The following is a 12,910-nucleotide window of genomic DNA, read 5'->3' on the forward strand; positions in this document are numbered from 1 at the left end:
TAATTGAGCGGCCAAACCTTGTCAGCTGACAAGGTTTGGCCGCACGACGAAAACTTACTCATTGCCCTCGCGGGCAAAAAACCTCTTCACCAGGCTTGGCAACTCTTCCTCCAGGAAGGCGCTGAAGCCGGTCGCATGTTGGTCCGAGACCGCAAGCTTGATGGCGCCATTTGCGAATGTCGCCTTGCCAACGACCTGCCCGGACGGGGACCGCAGCTCCATCTCGCTATGAGATCGCATGGCCGACTTCTTCACTGCCCCGAGGACAAGCTTGAATCGATCGTCCGAGGGCAAAGTCGAAACCTTGTCAGCTGACAAGGTTGCCCGCACCCGGACAAGCGCGGACGGATCCTCTCCCACGGCCGCCGCTAGCGCGACCCATCGCGGACGTCCCACCTTCCCGGCGCGGCCGATAGCCTCGATGACGTCAACCGGAAGCGCACGACAGACAGTCCGTAGGCGAGCAAGCTCAGGATCGTCGATCGATAGGGCGGCACGGATATCGCGGGCCTTGATGCCGGCTTCGTCCATGCGCCAAACGAACAGCGCGCGTTCGATCCAACTGAGGTCCTGACGAGCCGCGTTCTCGATACCCTGCGCAACGACGAGTTCGCTATCTGACAGCGCAACAATCGTGGCCTTCACCTTGGTGCCGAGATCCAACGCAGCACGCCAGCGTCGATGCCCGTAGACGACCTGATACCGATCAGCCGCGTCCGGGTGGCGCCGCACCTGGATCGGGACCTTTTGGCCTTCCTCCGAAATCAGCTTTTTCAGCGCGTCGAAATCAGCGTTGCTGTCGTCCGGAAGCCGGTCCGGGAACGGCGAGGGGTCGATCAACGCAGGATCAAGTTCCGAACCGCCTCCCGCATCCACGAGCGCCTGGAGCCTATCGCGCTCCTCGCGCAGCTCGGCCAGCGATCGTTGGGTGGCTCCAATGACGCCGGCGCCGACCCGTGCCGGCGCTTGGACCGGCGCATCCACCCTTGAGGGCAGGGCGGCTGAAGGATCGGCGCTCTTTGCTTCCGGATCCGAGAAAGACCCAAAGTTGGCCAGAATTGATCGACGCTTGCTCGTCATGTGCGCCCCCAGGATTCGGCTATCAGTACGAGGACCTGGTCGTTCACCGCATCAATAGACTCCCGCGCCCGCTTGGCGGTCGCCGCCGAGATATTGCCAGGCTCCAGTTCGTAAAGCGTCCGCTTCGCCAGCCCGGCGGTTTCGATTGCTGAGCTCGCTATCGCGGTGGCTGTAAGCACATCTTCGGCGAAGAGGTGTCGAAGCATAGTGACGACGCGGACCTGGGACTGGTCGAACGGGTCGTGCCGCGTCACGACGTAGCGCAGGAAGTCCTGCTTCATCGTCGCACCGGCGTCTCGGATCACCGATATGAGATCACCCATCATGAGCAGAAACTGGCTCATCGACATCACATCCAGCATCGCGGGGTGTACGGTCACGAGGAGGCCAGTCGCCGCATAGATGGCGCCAAGGGTCAGGAAGCCGAGGGATGGGGGAGTGTCCAGAATGACCACGTCATAGGCGTCTTCGACCTCTGCCAAAGCCAGACGTAGGCGCTCGAAGAAAATACTGTCCGAACGCGACTGTTGTTTCGACAGGAACCGTGGAGTCTCGTGCTCATATTCCATGACCTCGATATTTCCCGGGATGAGGTCGATCCCAGTGAAGTACGTCGGGCGGATGATCTCTTCGATCGGCCGGCGCTCATCGTCGTAACGCAACGCGGCGTAGATCGTCTCATTCTGTTGCACGTCGATCTCCGGCTGGGCGCCGAACATCGCCGACAATGAAGCTTGAGGGTCGAGGTCGATGGCAAGGACACGATAGCCGTGGAGAGCGAGATAGTGGGCCAGATGCGCGCTTGTCGTGGTCTTGGCGCTTCCGCCTTTGAAATTCGCCACCGCCAGCACCTGCAGATGTTCACCCGGCCGGCGATGCGGCAAAAACCTCAACACCTCTCCCGGCCGCTGAGCAGCGAAAAGCTCGCGAAGCTCGTTGATCTGAGCGAGCGTGTAAGCGCGATGATTATTTTCCAGTCGGGCGGGGAGAGGCCCTTTGCCCTCGTTTGACATCAGCTTTAGCGTCGACTCCGGGATCGACGTCAGCTTCGAGACCTCATGAGTCATGAAATGCCGAAGGCTCTTCTGAGCATCTGGGGGATACATCTGCTGGCGCCTGGCTTGCAGATGTTCGGAAAGCATTCCGGCGTGCCGGACAATCTTGTCCGCCGGGTCTTCGCTTTGCACACTTGTCAGGGCCTGCGCAGACATTGCCGATTCATTCCTTCGTTGTCGGTCAACAGGCGGTTTGTCGCCATTTGCCCGCTAAACTACGTCACGATTCTCACCTTCCGTCCAGTCCTTTAAGGTTAACAGATACTTAACGACCGTTCGCCGCCACGCCGCGCCGCGCCGTGATTCGTTCGGAATCGCGCAATCATTTCGAGGGGTTATTGCTCGCGCCAACAATGTCGCGATGGCAGTTCAGCACCCCGTTAATCCTACATCCGGGAGGCCGGTTTCGACGGCCGATTTTGCGGGCGAGCGAGCCTTTTTGGGCGACGCACTCTCGACTCACCCCGGCTCAGCGGGCTCGCCGCCCCCCCCCCCCCGTTAATCCTACAGAGGATGAAGATCGCCCGTCTGTGTTGACTTGCCTCCGTTCACTTGGACGCAACGGGGGGTTCGGCGAATGCGGGCAATTGCGATTGATGCGAACGAACATAGCGGATTGGGGTCTCTGGTCGATCAGATGCATCGGTTGCGCGCCCGGGTGTTCGCCGGCAGGTTCGGTTCGCGGGTCAAGATCCGCGAGCGCGACGAATACGACGCACTCGACCTGACCATCCTGGCGGAGACGGACCGCGGCGCCGTCGCCGGCTGTCCCCGCCTGCTTCCGACCACAGGCCCAACCATGCTGTCGCGGACCTTCCCGCAACTGCTCCCGGGCGGCCGGCTTCGGGCCAAATCCACCATGGTCGTGAGTTCGCGCTTTTGCGTCGACAGGCGGGGCGAGGGTAGGGGAGGCCGGTTCCTGCACGATGCCACGCTGACGATCTTCGAGAGGATGATCGAGTGGTCGATGTCGAATGGCTTGGGCGAGATCGCCACGGCAACGGATCTGCGGGTCAAAGGCATCCTGCAACGGGCGGGCTGGCCGATGAGGCGACTCGGCAGCGTGGAGCACATCGGCGACACCATGAGCGTCGCCGGCGTCCTGCCGGCCGACCAGGCGAGCTTCGACCGGGTCCATCCGCCTGGCTATCGATCCGACCTGCGCCGCCTTCAGTGCACCGCTGCGTGAGCGGCGGGCGATTGCTATGGCCGAACTTCGTTCGCATCCGCGGCTTGTCCGCAAACTCCAGGACGCCCTTGGCGACCAGATCTGCGCCGCGCTCGATGATCCGGCGGTCGTCGAAGTCATGCTCAATCCTGATGGCCGGTTGTTCATTGAACGACTAGGCCAAGGGATGACAGCTGCCGGAACCATGCTTGGGGCGACCGCCGAGATCATCATCGGCAGCGTCGCCCACGCGCTGCAATCCGAAGCCGACGACGAGCGCCCGATCATTTCAGGGGAACTGCCGATCGGCGGTCATCGCTTCGAAGGTTTGCTGCCGCCTGTCGTCGGCGGCCCCACGTTCACGATCCGAAAGCGCGCTTCGCGTCTCTTCGATCTCGATGATTACGCGGCGCAGGGCATAATGGCCGCCGACCAGCTCGCGGTCATTCGCAACGCCATCGCCTCGCGCCTGAACATCGTCGTGTCTGGGGGCACGGGCTCGGGTAAGACCACACTCGCCAATGCCGTGATCGCGGCGATCGTCGCGCATGCGCCGGAACACCGGCTGGTCATTCTCGAAGACACTGCCGAGATCCAGTGCGCTGCCGAGAATGCCGTCTCGCTTCATACGAGCGACACGATCGACATGGCCCGTCTGCTCAAGAGCACGATGCGGTTGCGTCCCGACCGCATCATCGTTGGCGAGGTGCGCGACGGCGCGGCGCTCACGCTGCTCAAGGCGTGGAATACCGGCCATCCCGGCGGCATCACCACCATCCACGCCAATAGCGCGATTTCGGCGCTGCGCCGTCTCGAGCAACTCACGGCCGAAGTCAGTCACCAGCCCATGCGCGAGGTCATCGGCGAGGCGGTCGATCTGATCGTCTCGATCGAACGAACGGATCGCGGCCGCCAGGTCCGCGACGTGCTCCATGTCGAGAGCTTCTCGGCGGGCCAATACCAGACCCAATCCTATGCCCCCAAGGAGGAGCGCCATGTCGCTTAACCGCATGATGATCGTAGGTGCCGGCGGCCTGCTGCTCGCACTCGTGATGTTGGATCCAGCTTTTGCGTCGACCAGCGGCGGCGGCAATCTCCCCTGGGAGAGTCCGCTCCAGCAGATCCAGCAATCGATCACCGGCCCAGTGGCCGGGTTCCTTGCGCTTGCGGCCGTGGCGGTTGCCGGCGGCATGCTGATTTTCGGCGGCGAGCTCAACGATTTCGCGCGACGCCTCATGTATGTCGTGCTTGTCGCAGGCATTCTCCTCGGCGCCACGCAGATCGTCGCCCTGTTCGGTGCGAGCGGCGCGTCGATCGGGGACGTCGCGCGCACAACGCCCATCGCTGATAGGGCAGGGGACCCCGGTCATGGCTGAGGTCGGCGCCAATCTCAGACGCAACCGCATCCACCGCGCGCTGTCGCGGCCGAACCTGCTGTTCGGCGCCGATCGCGAGCTCGTGCTGCTGACCGGCCTTGCTGCCGTCATCTTGATCTTCGTCGTGCTCACCTGGTACGCGGCGATCCTGGGCGCAGCGATCTGGATCGTCGTCGTCGCCGCGCTGCGGATGATGGCGAAGGCCGACCCGATGATGCGGCGGGTCTATGCCCGTCACATCTCCTATCGCCCTCACTACCGCGCGACCTCGACGCCCTGGCGTCGCTTCTGAGGTCCCCCATGGTCGCGCTGCGCTCCTTCCGTCACTCCGGCCCATCCTTCGCCGATCTCGTGCCTTACGCCGGGCTGGTCGCGAACGGCATCCTGCTGTTGAAGGACGGCTCGCTGATGGCGGGTTGGTATTTTGCGGGCCCGGACTCCGAGAGCTCGACGGATGCCGAGCGCAACGAGGTCTCACGCCAGATCAACACCATCCTCGCGCGTCTCGGCTCGGGCTGGATGATCCAGGTCGAGGCTGTACGCGTGCCGACAACGGACTATCCGGCGCGGCAGGACTGTTACTTTCCCGATCCGGTGACACGCGCCATCGACGATGAGCGTCGCAGCCGCTTCGAGCAGGAGCGGGGACATTATGAGAGCCGGCACGCCATCATCCTGACCTGGCGGCCGCCGGAACGCCGGCGGGCAGGACTCGCCCGCTACATCTACTCCGACGTCGAAAGCCGGTCGGCGTCCTATGCCGACACCGCGATCGACAGTTTCCGCACCTCGATCCGCGAGGTCGAGCAATATCTCGCCAGCGTCCTGTCCATCCGGCGCATGGAAACCCGCGAGATTGAGGAGCGCGATGGCACGCGCATGGCGCGCTATGATGAACTGTTCCAGTTCATCCGCTTCTGCATCACCGGCGAGAATCACCCGATCCGCTTGCCGGATATCCCGATGTATCTCGACTGGCTCGTCACGGCCGAACTCCAGCACGGCCTGTCGCCCATGGTCGAGAACCGCTTTCTCGGCGTCGTGGCGATCGACGGCTTTCCCGCCGAGAGCTGGCCGGGAATCCTCAATTCGCTCGATCTGATGCCGCTGACCTATCGCTGGTCGTCGCGCTTCATGTTCCTTGACGATCAGAACGCCCGGCAGAAGCTCGAGCGCACCCGTAAGAAGTGGCAGCAGAAGGTGCGCCCCTTCATCGACCAGCTCTTCCAGACACAAAGCCGCTCGATCGATCAGGATGCGGCGGCCATGGTGGCAGAAACCGAGGATGCGATCGCGGAAGCCTCTTCGCAACTCGTCGCCTATGGCTACTACACGCCGGTCATCGTCCTGTTCGACGAGAGCAGCGCGCGCCTGCAGGAGAAGGCGGAGGCAGTCCGTCGCCTGATCCAGGCCGAAGGTTTTGGCGCGCGCATCGAAACGCTCAACGCGACCGAGGCGTTTCTCGGCAGCCTGCCCGGCAATTGGTACGCCAATATCCGCGAGCCGCTGATCAACACGCGCAATCTCGCGGACCTGATCCCGCTCAACTCGGTCTGGTCGGGCAATCCGACCGCGCCATGCCCGTTCTATCCGCCGAACTCGCCGCCGCTGATGCAGGTCGCCTCCGGCTCCACACCCTTCCGGCTGAACCTGCATGTCGACGATGTCGGGCATACGCTCGTGTTCGGGCCGACAGGCTCCGGCAAGTCGACGCTGCTCGCGCTGATCGCAGCGCAGTTTCGCCGTTATGCCGGCGCGCAGATCTTCGCCTTCGACAAGGGCCGTTCGATGATGCCGCTGACGCTGGCCGCCGGCGGCGACCATTACGAGATCGGCGGTGATGAGGTGGACGGCGCGGCAGCGCTTGCCTTCTGTCCGTTGTCGGACTTGTCGACCGACACCGATCGCGCCTGGGCGTCCGAATGGATCGAAACGCTGGTTGCCGTCCAAGGCGTCTTGATCACGCCCGATCATCGCAACGCCATCTCGCGGCAGATCGGCCTCATGGCCGAGGCGCGTGGGCGATCTTTATCTGATTTCGTGTCGGGCGTGCAGCTGCGCGAGATCAAGGACGCGCTGCACCACTACACGGTCGACGGTCCGATGGGCCAATTGCTCGATGCGGAGAGGGACGGCTTGCTGCTCGGTTCCTTCCAGACCTTCGAGATCGAGCAGCTGATGAACATGGGCGAGCGTAACCTCGTCCCGGTCCTGACCTATCTGTTCCGGCGAATCGAAAAGCGGCTGACCGGCGTGCCCAGCCTCATTATCCTCGATGAGGCCTGGCTGATGCTCGGCCATCCTGTCTTCCGCGACAAGATTCGCGAGTGGTTGAAGGTCCTGCGCAAAGCCAATTGCGCCGTGCTGCTCGCCACGCAGTCGATCTCGGATGCCGAGCGCTCCGGCATCATCGATGTGCTGAAGGAAAGCTGCCCGACGAAGATCTGCCTGCCGAACGGCGCGGCGCGCGAGTCGGGCACGCGCGAGTTCTATGAGCGCATCGGCTTCAACGAACGTCAGATCGAGATCGTCACGACCGCTGTTCCCAAGCGCGAATACTACGTCGCTTCGCCGGAGGGCCGCCGTCTCTTCAACATGGCGCTCGGCCCCGTCGCGCTCTCCTTCGTCGGTGCGTCCGGCAAGGACGACCTGAAGCGCATCCTGGCGCTGAAGACTGCCGGGGCAGATTGGCCTGTTCTCTGGCTCAAGGAAAGGGGAATCGGCCATGCCAAAGCACTTCTCGCCGACGTGTAAGACGCTCATTGTTGCCATGATCGTTGCCTCGGCATCGATCCGTCCGGCGCTCGCCGGCGCGGCCGCCGGCGGCGCCACCGAGTTTACGCAGATTCTCAACAACGGCGAACTGATAAGCCTCGTCGGCCAGTCGACGACGCAGATCAACAACCAGATTCAACAGATCGCTCAGCTCGCCCAGCAGATCCAGAACCAGCTGAAGATCTACCAGAACATGCTGCAGAACACGGCGCAGTTGCCGTCGCATGTCTGGGGACAGGCCGAGAACGATCTCAAGCAGCTACAGAACATCGTCAATCAGGGCCAGGGCATGGCCTTCTCGATGGGCAACATCGACGACGTGCTCAAGCAGCGCTTCCAGAGCTACGCGCAGTTCAAGACCAATCTGCCAAACGGCGCGAGCTTCGCGCCGACTTATCAGACGTGGTCGACGACGAACCGCGACACGATCTCGAGCACGCTGCAGGCGGCGGGTTTGACCTCGCAGCAATTCGCGACCGAAAACTCGACGATGGCGCAACTCCAGACAGCCTCCGAGAGCGCCGACGGACAGATGAAGGCCCTGCAGGTTGGGCATGAGATCGCCGCGCAGGAGGTCGCCCAGATGCAGAAGCTGCGGGGTCTCATTGCGCAACAGACCACCATGATGGCGACTTGGTTCCAGTCCTCGCAGGCGAGCAAGGACCTGTCGCAGGCGCGCCGGGAGCAGTTCTTCAACGCGACCGCACCAGCCACCTCCGGCGGCCAGATTATGGAGCCGCGTTGGTGAGACCGTCCACGATCATTATCGTCGTCATCGCGATTGGCGCCTGCGCCGCAGGGGCCTGGCTGTTCTTCGCGCCGCGCGCGCTGGTGCCAGGACAAGGGACTGCATCGCGCGCCAGCGACTTCTTCAAACCTCCGCAGGACTACAAGACGTCCGGCGGCCAACAGATGAAACCGCGTTGGTAGGGGAGGGGCAGGGGGGTGCCAAGACTTAGACCGGGGCTCATTTTGATCATCGCGATCGGAATCGTCGTCGTTGCGCATCCGGCGCTTGCGCAACAGGACGGCAGCGTTCTCACGACGCTGGAAAATTCTGTGACGACGGCCGCCAAGGGGTGGCAGACGACCGTCATGCAGGCGGCCAAGTCGTTGTTCTGGATCCTTGCCGGGATCGAGGTCGGCCTCGCCGCGGTGTGGCTCGCCATTCAGACCGCGACTCTCGATGCGTGGTTCGCCGAGATGGTGCGGCGGATCATGTTCATCGGCTTCTTCGCCTTCGTGCTCGACCAGGGCCCGAACTTCGCCAAGGCGGTCGTCGACAGCCTTTATCAGATCGGCGCAGGCGGCGGCTCGGCGTCGCCGGCGGATGTGTTCAATGCGGGTCTCAAGGTCGCCTCCGCGATGTCGCACAATGCGCAGTTCGGGCTGTTCCAGGACAATGCGCTCGCGATCGCCTCGGTGTTCGCCATGGTGATCGTGGTGATCTCCTTTTCGCTGGTCGCGGCGATCTTCGTGGCGGTAATGGTCGAGATGTATGTCGGATTGCTCGCCAGCATGATCATGCTCGGTCTCGGCGGTTCGTCCTTTACCAAGGACTTCGCCATCCGTTACCTGGTCTATGCCTTCTCGGTCGGCATGAAGCTGATGGCGCTGGTGATGATCGCCAAGATCGGGTCCGACGCCTTGCTGAACCTCGCCAACCAGACGGGTACCGGCAACGACGCCTTCGTCGGCACACTGGCGATCGGCGGCATCTCCGTCGTCGTCTTCATCATCTCGATCTACGTGCCGAACATCGTGCAAGGCGTCGTGCAGGGCGTCTCCGTCGGCAGCGGCATGGAAGTGGTGAAGCATGCGGGACAGGCGGCGAGCTTCGCGGCCGGCGGCGCCACCCTCGCCATGGGAGGCGCAAGGGCCGGGGCAGCCGGGTTCAGTGCCGCGCGTGCCGACGGCGCCTCGTTTGGCGCGGCCGCTCTCAAGGCGATGACGCAAAGCATCGGCACGGCGGGCGGCGCGCTCGCCTCCGCCGCTCGCGACCAGGCGATCGGCGCGCCCGGCTCCTTCGGCACGTCGACGCTCGGCCTCGCCAACGCCAAGCTCGATCAGCGGCGCTCGCAGCAACAATCGACTGGAAAGACTTGAGCCGATTCAACCCGACAGGTGAAGAGTGGAGATCCTTTCTCGAATGGCCGCGCGTAATCCGCCCGACAATCCCTATCTCGCCGCCCGTCAGGAATGGAACGAGCGCTACGGCTCCTATGTGACGGCGGCCGCGACGTGGCGCACCATCGGCATCGTCGCCATGGTGATGGCGGTGATCGGCTTCGCCTATGCGTTGTTCCAGAGTACGCAGGTCAAGCTCGTCCCGTACATCGTCGAGGTCGACAAGCTTGGCACGGCCATTAGCGCCGGCTATCCGCAGCAGATCGAATATGCGGATCCGCGGGTGGTGCGCGCGACGCTCGGCAGCTTCGTCTCGAACTTCCGATCAGTGACGCCCGATGCGGTCGTGCAGAAGCAATATATCGATCGGACCTATGCACTGCTGCGGACCTCCGATCCCGCCACGCAAAAGATCAATGACTGGTTCCGGAGCAACTCGCCGTTCGAGAGAGCCAAGACAGCGACGGTCGGCGTCGAGGTCAACAACATCGTCGCTCTGTCCAACCAGTCCTATCAGATCGACTGGACCGAATTCGAGCGCGACAGGAAGGGAAAGGAAACCGGCGAGCACCGATTTCGCGGCATCGCCACTGTCACGCTGACTCCACCCCAGGACGAGCAGACCATCCGGCTCAATCCGATTGGCCTCTACCTGCGTGATTTCGACTGGACGGCGCAACTATGAAAGGGGCGGGGACACCGATGCACCCAAACATGATCAGACTTCACACATGCATTGTTCTAGGGGCATCCGCCTTCGGCTTGCTGCTTGCGGATGTCAGTGCGCGCGCACAGGCGATGAACGCCAAGGAGCGAAAGGGCACGAGCATCTCGAGCCAGTGGCGCGGATCGACCGGCCTTGTGACGCGCGGAACGGACGGCAAGGTCGTCTTCCTGTACGGCGAGGTCCAGCCCTCCGTCGTCTGCTCGCCGCTCGAGGTCTGTGATATCGAGCTCGAGGCCGGCGAGGTCGTGCGCGATGTACTGGTTGGCGACACCGTACGCTGGAAAGTCGAACCGGCGACGTCCGGAGCGGTCGGCGGACAGGCCATCCACCTGATCGTCAAACCGTCGGAGCCAGGACTCGTCACCTCGATGGTGGTGACGACGTCGCGGCGGACCTATCACATCCAGCTCAAGTCGAATGCGACCCAATACATGGCGCGCGTCGGCTTCGAATATCCGGCGGATGTCGGCAGCCGGCTCGCGGACGTCAACGCGCGTATTGGCACTGAGGTGATTCCGGGCGCCGGTGTTCCCGCCGAGCAGTTGAGCTTCGCCTACAGCGTGAGCGGCAGCGCGTCCTGGCGGCCCACGCGCGTCTACAGCGATGGCGTGAAGACCTACATCCAGTTTCCGTCGGCGCTCTCTGGCCAGGATGCGCCTGTTCTCTTCGTGGAGTCGGGTGGTCAGAACCGCATCGTCAACTACCGGCTGAAGGGCGATATGATGGTGGTCGACTATCAGATCGACACCGCCATTCTGGTCTCCGGCGTTGGCTTTTGGAACCAGGACAAGGTGACGATTCGGAGGGGAGGCTGATCATGCGGCTGGTCTCCTCGATGCCTCGGCTCGTCCTTCTCTCCATCCTCAGCCTGCCGCTCGCCGGCTGCGCGTCGATCGGCGGCGGCGCCCTGGTGGCGAGCTCGGCGCCGGCCGATCTGTCCGGACCCGCGGCTTCTGCGATCGCCGGCGACATGGTGACGAAATTCGCCGAGCAGGTCGGTCCCGGCACAGGCACGATCATCCTGAAGCCCGACGGCACGCCCTTCGGCCAGGCGCTGGAGACGTCGCTCAAGAGCTGGGGATATGCGGTTGCGACCGATCAGAAGACCAAGGGCGAGAAGACCATTCCACTCGCCTATGTGATCGAGTCCTACAACGGTCAGGTCCTGGCGCGCTTGTCGACGGGCAGCGTCGAGCTCGGCCGCGCTTATAGCGCAACCGCCGCTGGAGCGTCGCCGGCCAGCCCGCTCTCCGTCATGCAGCGCGGGTAAAGGGGGTCATCATGGCGCAATCCCTGAAGCTTGGCGGCGCTCCGGAGGAAGCGGAGGGCAGAGGAATCCGTCGCCTGAACCGGCTGCCGATCATCGTCGCCATCGTGCTGGTGATCGTGTTCTTCGCCGTCATCTTCTACGGCCTGACCTCACGCGGACTGTACTTCCGTCGCGAGGCCGGTATCGACACCGCCTCTTCCAACTCAGCTTCGACCTATGCCGATCAACTCAAGAAAGGAGTGTCCAACGGCATCATCGGCGACCAGCCGGAAACACAGACATTCCAGCCAGCACCGGCCCAATCCGAAACCCCGAAGCAGGCAAACAATCCCTTCGCCGGCCGACAGCACACCGAGGCGCCGGCCGGCTCGCAGCTCGAGCCGGAAGCGCTATGGCGGGCGCGCCTCGAGCGGGAGGCGCATGAACAATATCTGCGGGAGCAGCAGCGCGAGCGCATGGCCCGCGTGCAGGCGAACGATGCCGCCCATGATTCCCCGCTCGCCATCAATCTCGGTAAGCTGCAAACATCGAGCGCACCCATGAGCAATGCAGCACCATCGAAGACGACGACACCCGGTCTTGGAGGCGGAGCGTCCGACCTTTATGCGGCGGCGCTTCGCGCCGGCCTCAGTACGCAGAATATCGATCCGAACGGGCAGGCGGCGAAAGAAGATTTCTTCAACGCGGATCTGAAGAAGCTCGGCTACCTTCCCAACAAGGTGGTCGCGCCGACATCCGCATACGAATTGAAACGCGGCTCCGTCATTCCAGCGACGCTGATCACCGGCATCAATTCCGATCTTCCCGGTCGCATCACCGCCCAGGTCAGCCAGAACGTCTATGACAGCGCCACAGGCCACCAGCTGCTGATCCCGCAGGGCGCCAAACTCTTGGGACGGTACGATTCCAAGATTTCATTCGGGCAAAGCCGCATCCTTGTCGTCTGGACTGACATCATCTTCCCGAACGGCTCGACGTTGCAGATCGGAGGCATGGCGGGCACGGACGCGGACGGCTATGGCGGCTTCAATGACCAAGTCGACAATCATTATTTCCAGGTATTCGGCTCCGCGATCCTGATTGCCGCGATTGGCGCCGGCATCGATATGTCGGTGCCGGCGAGTTCGCCGTATGGGTATCGGCAGACACCGTCGGACGCCGCACGAAACAGCTTTGCTGAGACATTTGGCCGCGTCGCCGAACAGACGATCGGCAAGAACCTGAACGTCCAGCCCACACTGGAGATTCGACCGGGCTATACGTTTAACGTCCTCGTCGACCAGGACATGGTCTTTCCCAGCGTCTACCGCCGATAAGGTTTCGAGGATGGAC

At 63.0% G+C, this 12,910-nt stretch carries 14 protein-coding genes; 12 read left to right on the forward strand and 2 right to left on the reverse strand.

Annotated features, from left to right (window positions below; genetic code table 11):
* Window positions 1-54: 54 nt before the first annotated feature.
* A complete protein-coding gene (gene repB / locus QSV46_RS35125) occupies window positions 55-1,080 on the reverse strand; it encodes a plasmid partitioning protein RepB (RefSeq protein ID WP_108522898.1) in 1,026 nt (341 codons plus the stop codon).
* Window positions 1,077-2,291, reverse strand: a complete 1,215-nt coding sequence (gene repA / locus QSV46_RS35130; protein ID WP_108522899.1) for a plasmid partitioning protein RepA — start codon at window positions 2,289-2,291, stop codon at window positions 1,077-1,079. Before repA ends, repB begins: the two co-directional genes overlap by 4 nt.
* A gap of 481 nt (window positions 2,292-2,772) precedes the next feature.
* Between repA and QSV46_RS35135 the strand changes: the two genes are divergently transcribed.
* The 12 genes from QSV46_RS35135 to trbI are packed head-to-tail and all read left to right on the forward strand — an operon-like array spanning window position 2,773 to window position 12,894.
* Entirely contained in the window at window positions 2,773-3,324 is a 552-nt protein-coding gene (locus QSV46_RS35135) for an acyl-homoserine-lactone synthase (protein WP_409997249.1), read from the forward strand.
* A gap of 16 nt (window positions 3,325-3,340) precedes the next feature.
* Complete coding sequence (trbB, locus tag QSV46_RS35140) at window positions 3,341-4,309, forward strand: P-type conjugative transfer ATPase TrbB (RefSeq protein WP_314962555.1); 969 nt, start codon at window positions 3,341-3,343, stop codon at window positions 4,307-4,309.
* Window positions 4,299-4,679 (forward strand): TrbC/VirB2 family protein, encoded by a 381-nt coding sequence (locus QSV46_RS35145; RefSeq protein WP_314962557.1) that lies wholly within the window; start codon window positions 4,299-4,301, stop codon window positions 4,677-4,679. The genes trbB and QSV46_RS35145 overlap by 11 nt, the downstream gene beginning before the upstream one ends.
* Complete coding sequence (locus QSV46_RS35150) at window positions 4,672-4,971, forward strand: conjugal transfer protein TrbD (RefSeq protein WP_314962559.1); 300 nt, start codon at window positions 4,672-4,674, stop codon at window positions 4,969-4,971. Before QSV46_RS35145 ends, QSV46_RS35150 begins: the two co-directional genes overlap by 8 nt.
* A gap of 8 nt (window positions 4,972-4,979) precedes the next feature.
* Window positions 4,980-7,433 carry a conjugal transfer protein TrbE gene (locus QSV46_RS35155; RefSeq protein ID WP_314962562.1) on the forward strand — a complete coding sequence of 818 codons (2,454 nt, stop codon included), beginning with the start codon at window positions 4,980-4,982 and terminating at the stop codon, window positions 7,431-7,433.
* Window positions 7,405-8,202, forward strand: coding sequence for a P-type conjugative transfer protein TrbJ (gene trbJ, locus QSV46_RS35160; RefSeq protein WP_314962565.1), 798 nt, complete (start codon window positions 7,405-7,407; stop codon window positions 8,200-8,202). Before QSV46_RS35155 ends, trbJ begins: the two co-directional genes overlap by 29 nt.
* Entirely contained in the window at window positions 8,199-8,384 is a 186-nt protein-coding gene (trbK, locus tag QSV46_RS35165) for an entry exclusion protein TrbK (RefSeq protein ID WP_314962568.1), read from the forward strand. The genes trbJ and trbK overlap by 4 nt, the downstream gene beginning before the upstream one ends.
* A gap of 15 nt (window positions 8,385-8,399) precedes the next feature.
* Window positions 8,400-9,560, forward strand: a complete 1,161-nt coding sequence (trbL, locus tag QSV46_RS35170) for a P-type conjugative transfer protein TrbL (protein WP_314962570.1) — start codon at window positions 8,400-8,402, stop codon at window positions 9,558-9,560.
* Between the two features lie 43 nt (window positions 9,561-9,603).
* Window positions 9,604-10,266 carry a conjugal transfer protein TrbF gene (locus QSV46_RS35175; RefSeq protein ID WP_314962572.1) on the forward strand — a complete coding sequence of 221 codons (663 nt, stop codon included), beginning with the start codon at window positions 9,604-9,606 and terminating at the stop codon, window positions 10,264-10,266.
* A 29-nt stretch (window positions 10,267-10,295) separates the two neighbouring features.
* On the forward strand, window positions 10,296-11,123 hold the full coding sequence (gene trbG, locus QSV46_RS35180; protein WP_314962575.1) for a P-type conjugative transfer protein TrbG: 828 nt from the start codon (window positions 10,296-10,298) through the stop codon (window positions 11,121-11,123).
* A gap of 2 nt (window positions 11,124-11,125) precedes the next feature.
* Window positions 11,126-11,578, forward strand: coding sequence for a conjugal transfer protein TrbH (gene trbH, locus QSV46_RS35185; RefSeq protein ID WP_314962578.1), 453 nt, complete (start codon window positions 11,126-11,128; stop codon window positions 11,576-11,578).
* Window positions 11,579-11,589: 11 nt separating this feature from the next.
* The gene (trbI, locus tag QSV46_RS35190) at window positions 11,590-12,894 is read left to right on the forward strand and encodes an IncP-type conjugal transfer protein TrbI (protein ID WP_314962581.1); all 1,305 of its coding nucleotides are present in this window, start codon (window positions 11,590-11,592) and stop codon (window positions 12,892-12,894) included.
* The last annotated feature ends 16 nt before the right edge of the window (window positions 12,895-12,910 follow it).

The sequence above is a fragment of the Bradyrhizobium cosmicum genome, from assembly GCF_032290525.1.
GTDB lineage: Bacteria > Pseudomonadota > Alphaproteobacteria > Rhizobiales > Xanthobacteraceae > Bradyrhizobium > Bradyrhizobium cosmicum_A.